The organism is Acholeplasma equifetale ATCC 29724 (assembly GCF_000687735.1).
In the GTDB taxonomy this organism is placed as follows: Bacteria; Bacillota_I; Bacilli_A; order Acholeplasmatales; family Acholeplasmataceae; genus Acholeplasma; species Acholeplasma equifetale.
The window spans coordinates 1-15241 of sequence record NZ_JHXL01000013.1; the positions used below are offsets into that span (position 1 = coordinate 1).

Here is a 15241-nt window from a genome sequence, read left to right on the forward strand (position 1 = left end):
TAATAAGGGCCTATGGAGTATATATTTGATATTTTTAAGTTAATCGAAAAATCGTTAGAGAATGAAAAACATTCTTTTTTTGTCGTAGATGAAAAAAAATTTACTCAAAGTTTAATTGAAAATGGCTTAGTGGGATTAGTTTTTGAATATATTGACCCTAAATCGTTTAAAAATCAATCATATTATAATCTATTAAAAGAAATATTTAAAGGGTATGTATACCAAGATATTCAACAACAAAACTTAATTCAAACAATTAATGATAAATTTAATGAAGCTCAAATCAAACATATATTTTTAAAAGGTGCACACTTAAAAAAAATATATCCACAAAGTTATATGCGCGGGATGGGGGATATTGATGTTTTGATAGAAAAAGATAATGTTGAGTTAGTTAAAAGTATCTTTCTTGAGATGAATTATAAGATGACTGATGTACGATTACTTCATTACACTTTTGAAACACCAAATAATTTAATTATTGAACTGCACCCGACAATTGTCTCTGAAGTTGATTTTGAGTATGAAGAATTTTTAAATGGGGTTTGGAATGAAGCATATTTAAAATCAAAATACTTATATGAACTAAATAATGAATTTTTGTATGTATACTTATTAATTCATGTAGTTAAACATTTAAGAACTTCCGGAGTCGGAATTCGATCTATTTTAGACTTGAAATTATTTAAAGATTATTATATAGAATCAATAGATTTCATCAAATTGTCAAATAATTTACATAAACTAGATTTAATTAAAGCAGATGAAAAAATGGAACGATTAAGTTGTATTTTTATTAATCAAATGTTACCGTCTGATAAAGATTTAAAAATTATAGAATACATATTAAAATCAGGTATACATGGTAAAGGGAGCGAACACGATCGATTCACCGGAAGAAGAGTGTTTGAGACGGAACATAAAAAACAAAGTAAAACTCAATACTTTTTACTACAAATTTTTCCAAAAAAAAGATATTTAGAAAATCAGTATCCATATTTAAGAACGCATCCTTGGTTACTTCCTTAAGCTTGGTTGGTTAGAATAATAAAACAATTGTTCAAACCTAAAAATACTAAGCAAAGAATTAAAGCAATTACTAACGATGATAATGTATTGTTAACTAAAGAAGTATATGATTATTTTGGTATTTAAAAATAGGAAAAAATAATTCAAAGAAACAATATTTTAATAATTACTTATTATTAAGTGATATACTATAAAAAAACAATTTGGATGTTCGATTGTAGAACGAACGAGGAAGATGTTGATGAAAAACGAATTTTTTAAACCAACACCAGTGTATAAAGAGTATGTTTTATTAGATGCAATTGAAAAGAATCCTAAAGTAACCCAAAGAGAATTAAGCGAGCTTTTAGGTGGAGCTGTATCAATGATTAATCAGTATATTGATAAATACGAAAAAGAAGGGTTACTAACTAAAGTCTATACATCAACTAAAATTGTTGAATATAGAATTACAGAAAAAGGCATTGATCGTAGAAAATTGTTAAATATTCATTATCTAAAAGCTGCTCAGTTAATTCATAAAGATGCTAGAGAAGAAATTGTAAACTTTTTAAAGAAAATATCAGAAAATGGATTTAAAAAGATTATTCTATATGGAGCAGGTGTAGTAACAGATATTATTATCCAAACGCTTAATTATGATAACTCGTTAGAAATTCAAATTGTTGGAATAGTTGATGATGATATAAGTAAATATGGAAGAAAAATTCAAAATTTCTATATTCAACCTGTTAATAATATTTTTGATATTACTCATGATGGGATATTGGTATCTTCATATTTGCATCATACATCGATTGAAAATAAGTTAAAAGAATCAAATTATAATGCATCAAAAATTATCAGTCTATTTTAGAAAAGGTGTTTAATATGTTATTTAAAGCATTTAAAAGATTCATGGATTTTTTCTTATCATTTTTAGGATTAATGGTTTTATCACCTATATTTTTGATACTTATTATTCTTATAAAACTTGACTCAAAAGGGCCAATTTTATTTAAACAAAAAAGAGTGGGCAAAAATAAAAAGCATTTTAATATATTGAAATTTAGAACGATGAGAATAGATACACCTAAAGATACACCAACGCATCTTTTAGAAAATCCTGAACAATGGATAACTAAAGTTGGTAAGTTTTTAAGAAAAACAAGTTTAGATGAATTACCTCAATTGTTAAATATATTAAAGGGTGATATGTCTATAATTGGACCAAGACCAGCTTTATGGAACCAATTTGATTTAATTGAAGAAAGAGATTTATATCATATTAATTCAATAAGACCGGGATTAACTGGATATGCTCAAATAAAAGGTAGAGATACCATTACAATTCATGAAAAAGTGATGTTAGATAAATATTATTTTGAGCATATGGGATTATGGTTAGATATAAAAGTATTTTTCGGAACAATAGTAAGTATTTTTAAATCAGAAGGTGTTGTTGAAGGTGGAACAGGTACTTTAGAAAAACAAAATCAAAAAGAAAACGAGTAGTGATTTATATGAAAAAAATACTTATAACAGGAGCAAATTCATACATTGGAACAAATGTAGAAAAATGGCTTCTAAAAGAACCAGATAAATATTATGTAGAAACTCTTGACATGAAAGATCCAAATTGGATCAATTTTGATTTTTCAAAATTTGATGTCGTTTTTCATGTTGCTGGTATTGCTCATATCAAAGAAACAAAAAAAAATAAGGAATTTTATTTTAAAGTAAATAGAGATTTAGCTATAGAAACGGCTAAAAAAGCTAAAGACTCTGGAGTTAAACAATTTATTTTTTTAAGTACAATGAGTGTTTATGGGAAGGAAACGGGAATTATAACTAAAACTACATTGCCTAATCCTAAAAGTGCCTATGGAAAATCCAAATATGAAGCAGAAGTACTCTTAAAAGAGCTGGAAGATGACAGTTTTAGAATATGTATTTTAAGACCACCAATGGTATATGGTAAAAATGCACCCGGAAATTTTAAGAAATTAGTTGATTTTGTTGTTAAAATCCCATTATATCCCAACTATGATAATAAAAGAAGTGCTTTGCACATAGACAATTTGTGTATGTATATAAAGTATTATATTGATAATCGATTGTCAGGAATTTATTGTCCACAAAATCCGGATTATTTTAATACGACGAAATTAATAATTAAGATAAATTCTATAAAAAATAGAAAAGCAGTGAAAACTTCAATACTAAATTTTTTAATTATAATATTAAAAATCAATAAAAAAATTCGTAAAATTTATGGAAATTTATATTATGATTTTCAAGAATCACAAATAACAGATTTAATTAGTTTTGAAGATTCTATTATATTATCGATCTGAGGGTATAAAATGGAAAAATTCTCGGTTTTAATGTCTGTATACTATAAAGAAAAGGCTTCTAATTTAAGTGAAGCTTTAGACTCGATACTTAACCAAACAATCATTCCTGATGAAATATTGATTGTTGAGGATGGACCACTTACTGAAGAATTATCAATGGTAATTAGTAAATATACGAAAAAATATAACATAATTCGTACTTTCAAAATAAATGAAAATGTGGGGTTGGGGTTAGCGTTACAAAAAGGATTATTAGAATGTTCTAATGAAATTATTGCTAGAATGGATTCTGATGATATTTCTGTTCCAGATAGATTTGAAAAACAGTTAAAATATTTATTAAAAAATCCAAATATCAGCGTTGTTGGATCACATATTGTTGAATTTTTAAGTGATACTAAAGAAGAAGCTGCGAGAAGAATTGTTCCATTGTACGATTCTGATATTAAAAAAATGATAAAAAGAAGAAATCCATTCAATCATCCATCGGTTATGTTTAAAAAAAGTGAAGTAATTAAATCTGGTAATTATCAAGATAGTTATTTGAATGAGGATTATTTTTTATGGATAAGAATGATGCAAATTGGATGTAAGTTTGCTAATATTGATCATTTCTTAGTGAAAATGAGAATCAATAACGATACATATATAAGACGTGGTGGATATAAGTATTTTAAGACCCAGCAACAAATTTTCAAATATATGCGCAAGAAAAAAATTATTAATTATTATGAATATTTATATCAAACTTTTTTAAGATTTATAATTCGTGTTTTAGTTCCAAATTCAATTCGAAAATTTATTTATCAAAAATTCCTAAGAAAAAGTGAGTGAATTTTATGAAAGTATTATATATAGTATCAACGTTAGAAAGATGTGGTCCAAATAATGTTTTATATAATATTATCAAACATGCTAAATTTGAATATTTAATTATGACACTATCTAAAGAAAAAGATAATTCTATGATTGGTGATTTTCAGATTTTGAATTCAAAAGTTCATTGCTTAGATAGTGATGATTTTTTTGCAAAGAAAGTGGTAGTTGATAAAGTAATAAATGTAATCCGAGAAGAAAATATTGACATTATACATACGCACGGGATTAGATCGGATATTTTAGGCTATAAAATTAGCAAGAAAACTTCAGTTAAGCATATTTCTACTATTCATAATTATCCTTATTTTGATTATCCAATCTTATATGGTAAATTAAAGGGATTTATATTGTCTAGAATACATATACATTATATAAAAAGAATTGATAAACCGATTGCATGTTCAAAGTTTATTTCAGATACATTTAATGAGAAGTATGGAAAAAAGATTGATTACATTCAAAACGGTGTAGATGAAAGCAAATTTTTCCCATTAAGCGATAATATAAAAAAAATAAAAAGAGAAAAGCATAATTTTTCACCAAATGATGTTATATTTATCTCTACAAATATGCTAATAAAAAGAAAGCGTCCCCTTGAGTTAATTGAGACCTTTATTCAAACATTTGAGAAAAGTCATGAAAAACCTACGTTATTATTATTAGGAGATGGCAATCTTAAAGATTTAATCATTAAAAAAATTGGAAAAAGTGAAATGATTAAATATATAGGCCGCGTTAGCAATGTAATTGAGTATTTACAAATAGCAGATGTTTTTGTTTCAAATTCAATTGCAGAAGGATTGCCTATGGCGGCTTTAGAAGCTTTGTCATGCGGATTATTTTTGAATTTATCGAGCATTCCCTCTCATAAAGAAATATTTGATGAAATCAATACAGATATAATACTATTTGATGATGAAAATATATCAGAAGTACTGAAGAAAAGTTATTCAAAAGTTAAAACGAAAAGGGTAAAAAAGCATCATCATAATAATGTTTTTTTATCAAGTATTATGAGTGATAAATATCAAGAAGTTTATAAAAGTGAGATGATTAAATGAACTATATATTAATTTTTATATTTTTAATATTAACAGTACTACTGATTGTTAAGCATAGAATATATGGATTGCTATATTCATCTGCACTACTGTTGCCGTTTCGAATATCAGTCATCAATATCAATAACATAGAGATTAGATTTAATGATATTTTATATATATTTACAATATTTTTTTGTTTGTATCAAATATTTAAAAATAAAAAGAAGATTAATTTTAATTTAAATCTTAATTTACTAATGACTCTGATTTTTTTGATGATAATTAGCATAGTTATTAACTATTTTTTATATACTAATATAACTACTTTTATCGATTTCATTAGACTTTCATTAGGTGTATTAACTGGAATAGTAGCTTTTATTTTGCTAGATGAAAAGAAGAAAATTCATATTTTCTTTAAATATTGGCTTTTAGGAACTATGGGCATCTCATTAATCACTATTGGTACCTTTTTCTATAATGGTAATAATTTAAATGTATTATTATCTTTGACATCATTGGATGCTAGCAGTTTTTATAAATTAAAGTTTTCAAATAGTATATTTTTTGAAGATCCTAATAACTTGGGTTCTTATTTACTTATAAGTTTGTTTATATCGTTTGGTTATTTATTTTCGATAAAGGGCAATAAAATATTTAAATATTTTGTAATTGTATCCGTAGTTTTAGCAATTTTACTTACTCTTTCGAGAAGTGCATATTTAGCATTTGGTATATGTATAGTTATTTCACTATTTATTTTTGTTAAAGAAAAATATTTTATTAAGTCATTAATTATAGGCGTGATTATCTTTATACTGATTTACTTTATAAAAGGCTTTACAAATGACATTTCTGCTATGAGTAGATTGGGATTATGGAAAATAGGACTAAATATGACAATTCATAATCCTATATTAGGAGTGGGTTTAGGAAACTCAAATTTATTATTCTATGAATATATTGGTGATTTTGATTTATTGATAGACAATCCTTATTTTCATAACTTATATTTAAAGATTAGTTCAGAATTGGGATTAATATCATTATTTATTTTTATTATATTGTGTATAAGCATATTTAGAATTTCCATATCTAATAAACATTCAAACTTAATGAGATGGGCTTCAATCGGAGTATTAGCATTCTTATGTCAAGCATTTTTTGTAGAATATTTTGAATCAAGACATTTTTGGATTATTTTTGTCTTTTTATTAGGTCAAAAAAATACGGAGGTTAATTATGGAACTTGTATCAGTAATCATACCTACATATAATGTTGAAAAATACATAAATGATGCAATGGACTCAATAATTAATCAAACATACAAAAATTTAGAAATTATTGTTGTAGATGATTGCTCAACAGATGAAACTTATAATATTTTAAAAACTTACAAAGAAAAAGATACTAGATTAAAATTGTTCAGAAATGAAACTAATCAAAAGATAGTTTACACACTAAATAAAGCAGTTTCATACGCAAACGGACAATATATTTGTAGAATGGATGGAGATGACATATCCGAATTGGATAGAATTGAGAGAATGGTAAAATTTATCAAAGAAAATCCTAAATATGATTTAGTAGGTTGTAGTGTATATTCCATTGATGAAAAAGGCGAAATTTTATCTAAAAAACGGTTGACAAATAACCCTAAAGTAATAGAAAAAACAATAAAGTATCAAACACCTGTTTTACATATTTGGTTAGCAAAAAAAGAAGTATACGATAATATCAAATATAGATCGTTACTTTATGCAGAAGATTATGATTTTCTATTAAGAGTTATCACTAAAGGATATCAAATTGGTAATATATCAAATTATTATGGTTATTACGTTAGATTAAGATCAAATAACACTCAAAGTTATGCAGGAATATATCAAAGAAAATCTCATGCCTATTGTTATAAGTTGAATAAAAAAGAAAGAAAACAAAAAAGTGATTTGTTTGATTTTGATGATTTTATAAAATATGTTACTGCATCTGCAAAAGAAAAAAATAATTATATTAAAGGATTACAATATATAAATAAAGCAAAAAAATCAAAATCCCAATTTAAAAAAACAGTATTATATCTTAAAAGTATGTTTTGTTCAAAAGAACATTACATATATTATATGAATCGAATTAAATATGAGATTATATTAAGACTTTATGACAGGAAAGCGGAGTGATTCATTTGATTTTTAAGTGGATATATCGAAGTTGTATTTTCATTTTTAGTTATCTATTTAGAATTTTTCCCATAAAAGATAATAGAATTATTATTTCAAATTATTATGGAAAGGGTTATGGTGATAATGGAAAATACATTTGCGAACAACTTTTACAGATGGATGAAAATTTAGAGATTGTATGGTTGATAAATAAAAATCAAAATACTTTAAGTTTTAATTCAAAAATTAAAATTGTAAAAAATAAATCTATAAAGGGTTTATATTATCTGTGTACTTCAAAAGTATGGATAGATAATTGTAGGAAGCATTTTTATTCTTATAAGAGAAAAAATCAATTTTACATCCAAACTTGGCATGGTGCAATTCCTTTAAAAAAGATCGAAAAAGATGCTGAATCAAAATTATCCAAAGATTACGTAAAAAATGCTAAATTAGATTCAAAATTAATGGATGCGCTTATATCAAATGGAACATTTTCGACTCGGATAATGAAGCAATCTTTTTGGTTTGATGGACCTATATATGAGTATGGAAGTCCAAGATGTGATGTTTTATTTAGTGATGTCAATAGGAAAAATAGAATAAAAGAAAAAATAAGTATAGACAAAAAATATAAGATTTTATTATATGCTCCAACTTTTAGAAAAGATATGAGTGTTGAAATCTACAAGTTGAATTTTGATAAAATACTTCAAGTTTTGAAAAATAAAACCGAAAAAGATTGGATTATTTTTATAAGAATGCACCCTAGTTTAAATAAAAATATCGAAATAAATAATCAAAATGTAATAAATGTGTCTAATTATGATGATATGTACGAATTAATGCTTATATCTGATATTTTAATAACGGATTATTCAAGTTCAATGTTTGAATTTATGTTTACAAAAAAACCTGTTTTTCTCTATGCTCCGGATATAAATGATTATTTGGATGATCGTGGATTTTATTTTGAATTTGAAGAATTACCTTTTCCAAAAGCCTTTAATTTTGAAGATTTGTTAAGAAAATTAACGTTATTTGATAATAATAAATATATATATAGCATAGAAGAATTCATAAAAAAAATAGGATGTTTTGAAGATGGAAAAGCTTCTGAAAGAGTTGCTAATTTGATATTAAAAAAGGTATATAAAAATGAAAACTAACAAGAATAAGCAGTTAATAACTAACACAATAATGATGTATATACTTACATTTTCAACTTATTTTTTTTCATTTATAACTGTTCCATATCAATCTAGAATATTAAAACCAGAAATCTTTGGAGTTGTTTCATTATCTATTGCAATCGTAACTTATTTTCAAATAGTTATTGAATTTGGTTTTAATTTGTCAGCTACTAAGTCTATATCTGAAAATATAAACGATTATAACCAAATAAAAAAAATATACACCTCTGTCATGTCTATTAAGGGCATTCTATTCTTAATATTATCAATTATATTTTGGTTTTTGCTAAATTTAGTACCATCTTTTGCAGAGTACAAATCACTATATATACTTACTTTCTTTTCTTTAATGATTGGATCATTTTTACCTGATTTTGTATATCGAGGAATCGAAAAAATGAGTAGTATGGTATTAAGAACAGTTTTGATTAAATTCATATTCACAATAATGATATTTGCATTCGTTAAAAGGCCAGATGATTATCTATTAATTCCGTTATTTACATTATCTGGCAACATTTTATCCATTATTGTTGCAGTACTTGAACTAAAAATAAAGCATAAAATACAATTTGTAAAAATAAATATAAAAAATATATATTATACATTCAAAGAATCATTACCATTTTTTATATCAAGAGCAGCAGTAAGCATATATACCATTACAAATTCTACAATTATTAGTGTGATTTATCCTACTGGACATGCTCAAATTGGATATTATACAGGTGTTGAAAAAATAATAAATGTTGGAAAGAATGCGGCATCTCCAGTTTCTGATAGTTTATATCCATATATGATAAAAACAAAAAATTACAAATTACTTAAGCAAATTATTTTAATTTTAATACCTTTCGTAATTGTTGGAGCTATTATTGGAATTGTCTTTGCTGAACAAATTGTGGTACTTATATTAGGAAATGACTATAGAGATTCATATATCTATTTTAGATGGTTTATACCGGTATTAGCAATTGTCCCATTTTCTTATATTTTAGGCTTTCCTGCTTTAAGTCCCATAAATAAAGCAAAACATGCTAATTATTCAACATATGTTGGAACAATTATCCAAATTGCTGGAATTTTATTGCTATTTTTAACGGGGTATTTAAATATAATCAGTTTAATTATTTTAACTGGAGTATCTGAATTTGGAGTATTATTATATAGAATAAGTATTTTATTATTTTCAAACAAAAAAAATACCATTGAGGTAAATGAAACAAATCAATACATTAATGAAGGGGAGAAGTTATGAAAAAAATACTTACATATGGCACATTTGATTTGCTTCACATTGGACATATCAATATTTTAAAACGCGCGAAAGCAATTGGAGATTATCTTATAGTAGGGGTGTCAACAGATCAATTTAATGCAATCAAAGGTAAAAAAAGCGTCTATTCATATGAGGATAGAAAGCAAATTGTTGAAGCAATTAAGTATGTTGATTTAGTCATACCAGAAAACAATTGGGAACAAAAAATTGATGATATAAAAAAATATGGAATTGATATTTTTGTTATGGGGGATGACTGGAGAGGAAAATTTGACTATTTAAAAGAATATTGCGAAGTAGTATATCTTCCGAGAACATCTAATATCTCGACAACAGAAGTGAAAATAGACATTAAAAATAATAAATGAATTTTATAAGTGGTGAATAAGATATGAAAAAATACTTTGGCACTGATGGGATAAGAGGTAAAGCCCTTGAAAAATTAAATTCAAATTTAGCTTTTAAACTTGGTCAAGCAATTGCTAAATCATTAAAACCTATGGATGTTGTTATAGGAGAAGATACTAGACAATCATCAAGTTTATTAGCATTTGGTGTAGCATATGGATTAGCATTAGCAGGTGTTAATGTTTATATGGCTGGAGTTGTTTCAACACCTATGATTGCTTTATATAGTAAAGAAACTCATAAAATAGGTGTAATGATTACGGCATCGCATAATCCATATACAGATAATGGAATTAAAGTATTTAAAAATGGTTATAAGATGCTCGATGATGAAGAATTAGAACTTGAAAAATATATTGATGAAGATGAATTATTAGTTTCTAATTCATTTGGTAAGATTCTTTTCACTGATGAGGTAAGAAAGCTATATATAGATAAAGTTAATTCTTTGAATCTACCATCATTTAATCAATCTATTATTTATGATTCTGCGAATGGTGCTAATTATAAAATATCAAATGAAATAATGAGCCATTATGCTAAAAATTCACTTCAAATTGGTAATACACCAGATGGATTTAATATCAATTTAAATGTAGGTTCAACGTATATTGATACTATTTCTTTAAAGGTTAAAGAACATCATGCTCAAATAGGTTTAAGTTATGATGGTGATGGTGATCGTTTATTAGTAGTTGATCATAGTGGAAAATTATTTGATGGCGATTTAATCATTTATATTATTGCTAAATATTTAAAGAAAAAAGGTCAATTAAAAAAAGATACAGTTGTTCTTACAAGAATGAGTAACCTTGGTGTTATAAATGCTTTAAAAGGGCTTGGTATAAAGGTTATACTAACTGATGTTGGAGATAAATATGTTTCAGACGAACTTGTTAAAAATGGTTATTCACTAGGTGGAGAAAATAGTGGGCATTTGATATTGAATGACTATTTACCAAGCGGAGATGGTTTATTTGCATCACTTTTTTTACTTAAAGTATTAGAAGAAATGAATGAAACATTGGAATCTGCAACAAAAGAAATATATATGTATCCTCAAGTATTACACAATATTAGAAACGTTGATAAAAATGTTTTAAATCATCCTACAATTATAAATCTTATCAACAACATCAAAGAAAAATTAGGAGATGATTCTAAATTTTTCGTTCGCCCAAGTGGCACAGAAGATTTAATTCGTGTTACAATAAGTCATAGAGATGAAACAGTTTTAAAACACTATTTATCTGTCGTTATTGATGAGATAAAAAGGTTAGGAGAGATTAAAAAATGAATCGATACGCATTAGTTTTAGCTGCTGGTAAAGGAACCAGAATGAAAACTGAAATTCCTAAAGTAGCATTTCCGATTCTAAAAAAACCTATCATTGAATATATTATTGGACATTTTGAAAAAGCAGGAATTGATGAAAAATATTTAGTTGTAGGATATAAAAAAGAAGTTGTTCAAGACATCATAAAAGATAGAGCTAAATATGTCGTTCAAGAAGAACAATTAGGAACAGGACACGCTGCTTTACAAGCCGCACCAATACTTTCTAAATTAGAAGGTAATACATTCATCATGCCAGGTGATGTACCATTAATTTGGTATAAAGAAATTTTAAGAATTTTTGAAACACATGAAGAAAATGGTAATGATTTAACTGTTGTTACTGCTATTTATGATGATCCAGAAGGTTACGGAAGAATAATTCGTAATCAACAAGGTCAAATTACTCATATCGTTGAAGAAAAAGATGCAAATTCTTATGAAAAAGAAATTAAAGAAATTAACACAGGTATATATGTTGTTAATAATCAAAAATTCTTTAATTTACTTGATCAACTCGATAAGAATAATGCAAAAGGTGAATACTATATTACAGATATGATCGCTCTTATGCGTAAAGAATATAAAGTAGGTACCTATACAGTTAAAAATCCTAATGTAGCAATGGGTGTTAATGATTTATATCAGGTAAGTCTAGCAGAAAAGTATTTACGCCAATATATTAATAAAGAACATATGGTTAATGGTGTAAATATGTTAAACCCAGATACAATTACAATCGGTCATAATGTTATTATCGAACCTGGGGTTACAATTTATCCTAATACAACAATTACAGGCAATACTGTGATAAAAGCAGGAGCTATTATTGGTCCTAACACAGAAATTCACAATTCTAGAATACATAGTAACGCTCACATAAGACATAGTTTAGTTTATGATAGCGAAGTTGGAGAAAACACAACAGTTGGACCATTTGCTCACTTAAGAGAACATGCGGTGATTGGTGCTAATAACCGTATAGGAAATTTTGTTGAAGTTAAAAAATCAACAACTGGTGATGATACTAAAGCAAGCCATCTAGCATATATTGGTGATGCAGAAGTTGGCTCACATGTTAACTTTGGTTGTGGTACAATTACAGTTAACTACGATGGTAAAACTAAACACAAAACAAAAATCGGTGATTATGCATTTATAGGATGTAATACAAACCTTATTGCACCAATTGAAATTGGTGATAACGTCTTTATTGCAGCTGGTTCTACAGTTACTAAAAATGTTCCAAGTAATGGATTTGCTATTGCTCGATCAAGACAAGTTACAAAATCCGATTATGCAAAGTACTTAATTAAACCAATTGAACTAAAAGAAGAAAATAAATGATGAGCCTACGCTCATCTTTTTTCATTTTATTAAAATATATTATCAATAAAAATTATATTTGAATAAAACATTATAAAAAATATAAATAAACAAACGAAAATAGAATGTTTTTACTGAAAAAAGAAAGAGTTTTATTTACAATATCTTATATTTTAGATATCATATAATTAGATTATAAAATACAAGAAGACTTAAATGATGAAACGAAATTTTTGATTCTTGGGGGAAATATTTGGATTTAATAAAATTTTTCGTTTTTTTTATATCATCATTACAGTTTAAAAAGGGATAAGATGTTGATGGAAAATAAAAAGAATACACATAAAATACCTGTAGTTTCAGGTATATTCACGATATTATGTCTTGTAGGGATTAATATCTATTTTGTTATAGCTTCATTGAATATTACAATAGACTACTACATCATTTTATACTATGCTTTTGTTGTATTTTTTGATGTAGTTTTTTTATTGGTTGCGCGTGTTATTTTAACTTCCAAAAAGAAAAAACGCCAAATAATTAATATCGATAAATTATTAGATGAATTACAAACAAAAGAGGCATTGAAAGGTAATTATCTAACGACTGATATTGATTATGAATCTTATACATCAAAGATTGAAACACATATTGATATTCCAAGACCAAAAGAAATTCACTTTATGCAACCAAACTATCAAAAACGCATAAAACTTTCTGATTATTTAAATGCACTTCAGTTATATTTAAAAGATTTTGGTTTAGATGTAAAAAATGCACATGTTAAAAACTTTTTTGCAATGCTGGCATCAAATCAATTTGTTATTCTTAAACATGAATATAAAGATGTTGTTTATCGATTTTTAGAAGTTTATGCTGATTTTATTGGAGCTAAAATTGAGTTTGAAACTCAACAACTTAAAATGTATGAACTCATGAATCATCCTTTTTTTCAAAGATCACATCAACAAGACCAGACATTATTCATCTTAGTTTTAACAAATCCAAATTACAAAGAATTAACAAGGTTAAATACATCTTTATTCCCTAGTCATTTTATGGTTGTTGCAGTTGATACAATTGATACTGAAGTTGATGAATTGAATATTTTAGATAAATCAATGAGTTTAAATTTATCTGCACAAATTATAGAACCAAAAGAAAGTGTAACTCAAAATGAGATTAAACTTTCTGTTAGAAATTGGTTGATAATGCTAAATGATGCCCTAGAAAATAATTTAATTGATGAAGTTCATTGGAAAAAAATTGATAAATTAGAATCATATATCTTAGATATTTCAAATTATAAATTTGGAAATAAAATATTTAGACAAATTGAACGTTATGTAGCTATTCTCATGTTATGTAATGTTGAACAAGATGAAATTGTTGATTTAGTACTCACATATAAATTACTACCAATTATCAAAACGTTAAAAGTAAGAAAAGATTCAAATACTGAACAAAGTTTCTTAGAAACATTTGAAACAATTTTTGGATTAGAAAATCTCATTTTCTCAAAAGATTTAATTAAAGACATTGAAAACTATTATTTAAATAAAGAAAACTAGTGGGATAAGTTATGAAACTAAATACATTAGATGTACTAGATTACTCAACATTTCAATCTATATGGGAAATACTTACAAGTCAAATTGCACTCATTGTTTATGTGAGTCTTTTGTTGTTAATTATTATATGGATGATTGTTTTAATGATATTAAATGAGATTAAGCGTGAAAGATTGTCTAAAGAACCTATTCAAGTGAAGTTTGATGATTCTTTAGTAAATTCTAACGGACAAACAAAAAAAGAAAAAGAAGAAATTAACTATGAAGAATCAAGATTTTTCATGTTATCTTTAATCGATGAACAATCAAAAAAATATAAAAACTTCCAATATGAGGATGAAGTCACATTAGATAACTTATGTGAAGAGTTTCAAAACTTTTCAGCAGAAAAGTTAAACCTTTACTATGACATAAAAGATATCAGAAGATTTATTGGTGGATTAGCCGTATCTCAAACAATGATTCTACAAGGTATGTCAGGTACAGGTAAAACATCATTAGCTTACGCATTTGGGGAATACTTAAAAAATCCAACAGTTGTTGTTCCAATTCAACCGATGTGGAAAGAACGTACAGACCTTATAGGATACTACAATGAATTTACTAAAAAATTTAATGAAACAACACTATTTCAAAAGTTATATGAAGCAAACTATAACGATCAAATATATATAACAGT

General features: G+C 25.9%; 14 protein-coding genes and 1 pseudogene. All 15 read left to right on the forward strand.

Features of this window, described 5'->3' with window-relative positions:
• The first annotated feature begins 12 nt into the window (after positions 1–12).
• Positions 13–1029 carry a nucleotidyltransferase domain-containing protein gene (locus T434_RS0105725; protein WP_026399732.1) on the forward strand — a complete coding sequence of 339 codons (1017 nt, stop codon included), beginning with the start codon at positions 13–15 and terminating at the stop codon, positions 1027–1029.
• A 241-nt stretch (positions 1030–1270) separates the two neighbouring features.
• Positions 1271–1885 carry a MarR family winged helix-turn-helix transcriptional regulator gene (locus tag T434_RS0105730; RefSeq protein ID WP_026400265.1) on the forward strand — a complete coding sequence of 205 codons (615 nt, stop codon included), beginning with the start codon at positions 1271–1273 and terminating at the stop codon, positions 1883–1885.
• 14 nt (positions 1886–1899) lie between these two features.
• On the forward strand, positions 1900–2523 hold the full coding sequence (locus T434_RS0105735) for a sugar transferase (protein WP_162150775.1): 624 nt from the start codon (positions 1900–1902) through the stop codon (positions 2521–2523).
• A gap of 8 nt (positions 2524–2531) precedes the next feature.
• The gene (locus T434_RS07945; RefSeq protein WP_162150776.1) at positions 2532–3365 is read left to right on the forward strand and encodes an NAD-dependent epimerase/dehydratase family protein; all 834 of its coding nucleotides are present in this window, start codon (positions 2532–2534) and stop codon (positions 3363–3365) included.
• A 9-nt stretch (positions 3366–3374) separates the two neighbouring features.
• Complete coding sequence (locus T434_RS07950) at positions 3375–4199, forward strand: glycosyltransferase (RefSeq protein WP_162150777.1); 825 nt, start codon at positions 3375–3377, stop codon at positions 4197–4199.
• A 5-nt stretch (positions 4200–4204) separates the two neighbouring features.
• Positions 4205–5305, forward strand: a complete 1101-nt coding sequence (locus tag T434_RS07215) for a glycosyltransferase family 4 protein (RefSeq protein ID WP_162150778.1) — start codon at positions 4205–4207, stop codon at positions 5303–5305.
• Entirely contained in the window at positions 5302–6564 is a 1263-nt protein-coding gene (locus T434_RS0105750; RefSeq protein WP_026400267.1) for an O-antigen ligase family protein, read from the forward strand. The genes T434_RS07215 and T434_RS0105750 overlap by 4 nt, the downstream gene beginning before the upstream one ends.
• Positions 6530–7468 carry a glycosyltransferase family 2 protein gene (locus T434_RS07565; RefSeq protein WP_162150779.1) on the forward strand — a complete coding sequence of 313 codons (939 nt, stop codon included), beginning with the start codon at positions 6530–6532 and terminating at the stop codon, positions 7466–7468. Before T434_RS0105750 ends, T434_RS07565 begins: the two co-directional genes overlap by 35 nt.
• Positions 7465–8619 (forward strand): CDP-glycerol glycerophosphotransferase family protein, encoded by a 1155-nt coding sequence (locus tag T434_RS0105760; protein ID WP_245588326.1) that lies wholly within the window; start codon positions 7465–7467, stop codon positions 8617–8619. Before T434_RS07565 ends, T434_RS0105760 begins: the two co-directional genes overlap by 4 nt.
• Positions 8609–9901, forward strand: coding sequence for an oligosaccharide flippase family protein (locus T434_RS0105765; RefSeq protein ID WP_162150781.1), 1293 nt, complete (start codon positions 8609–8611; stop codon positions 9899–9901). The genes T434_RS0105760 and T434_RS0105765 overlap by 11 nt, the downstream gene beginning before the upstream one ends.
• Positions 9898–10290: a glycerol-3-phosphate cytidylyltransferase gene (gene tagD / locus T434_RS0105770; RefSeq protein ID WP_162150782.1), complete on the forward strand. Its 393-nt coding sequence runs from the start codon at positions 9898–9900 to the stop codon at positions 10288–10290. The genes T434_RS0105765 and tagD overlap by 4 nt, the downstream gene beginning before the upstream one ends.
• A 23-nt stretch (positions 10291–10313) precedes the next feature.
• On the forward strand, positions 10314–11627 hold the full coding sequence (locus T434_RS0105775; RefSeq protein ID WP_162150783.1) for a phosphohexomutase domain-containing protein: 1314 nt from the start codon (positions 10314–10316) through the stop codon (positions 11625–11627).
• Positions 11624–13012, forward strand: a complete 1389-nt coding sequence (glmU, locus tag T434_RS07225; protein ID WP_162150784.1) for a bifunctional UDP-N-acetylglucosamine diphosphorylase/glucosamine-1-phosphate N-acetyltransferase GlmU — start codon at positions 11624–11626, stop codon at positions 13010–13012. Before T434_RS0105775 ends, glmU begins: the two co-directional genes overlap by 4 nt.
• A 299-nt stretch (positions 13013–13311) precedes the next feature.
• Positions 13312–14562: a hypothetical protein gene (locus T434_RS0105785; RefSeq protein WP_026400272.1), complete on the forward strand. Its 1251-nt coding sequence runs from the start codon at positions 13312–13314 to the stop codon at positions 14560–14562.
• A gap of 11 nt (positions 14563–14573) precedes the next feature.
• Positions 14574–15241: pseudogene (locus T434_RS0105790) on the forward strand (hypothetical protein); the annotation flags it as partial.

Coding starts and splice junctions, on each gene's coding strand:
- tagD (WP_162150782.1), top strand. CDS start 9,898: ATGAAAAAAATACTTACATATGGCACATTTGATTTGCTTCACATTGGA.
- T434_RS07215 (WP_162150778.1), top strand. CDS start 4,205: ATGAAAGTATTATATATAGTATCAACGTTAGAAAGATGTGGTCCAAAT.
- T434_RS0105775 (WP_162150783.1), top strand. CDS start 10,314: ATGAAAAAATACTTTGGCACTGATGGGATAAGAGGTAAAGCCCTTGAA.
- T434_RS07565 (WP_162150779.1), top strand. CDS start 6,530: ATGGAACTTGTATCAGTAATCATACCTACATATAATGTTGAAAAATAC.
- T434_RS07945 (WP_162150776.1), top strand. CDS start 2,532: ATGAAAAAAATACTTATAACAGGAGCAAATTCATACATTGGAACAAAT.
- T434_RS0105735 (WP_162150775.1), top strand. CDS start 1,900: ATGTTATTTAAAGCATTTAAAAGATTCATGGATTTTTTCTTATCATTT.
- glmU (WP_162150784.1), top strand. CDS start 11,624: ATGAATCGATACGCATTAGTTTTAGCTGCTGGTAAAGGAACCAGAATG.
- T434_RS0105750 (WP_026400267.1), top strand. CDS start 5,302: ATGAACTATATATTAATTTTTATATTTTTAATATTAACAGTACTACTG.
- T434_RS0105730 (WP_026400265.1), top strand. CDS start 1,271: ATGAAAAACGAATTTTTTAAACCAACACCAGTGTATAAAGAGTATGTT.
- T434_RS0105785 (WP_026400272.1), top strand. CDS start 13,312: ATGGAAAATAAAAAGAATACACATAAAATACCTGTAGTTTCAGGTATA.
- T434_RS0105765 (WP_162150781.1), top strand. CDS start 8,609: ATGAAAACTAACAAGAATAAGCAGTTAATAACTAACACAATAATGATG.
- T434_RS07950 (WP_162150777.1), top strand. CDS start 3,375: ATGGAAAAATTCTCGGTTTTAATGTCTGTATACTATAAAGAAAAGGCT.
- T434_RS0105725 (WP_026399732.1), top strand. CDS start 13: ATGGAGTATATATTTGATATTTTTAAGTTAATCGAAAAATCGTTAGAG.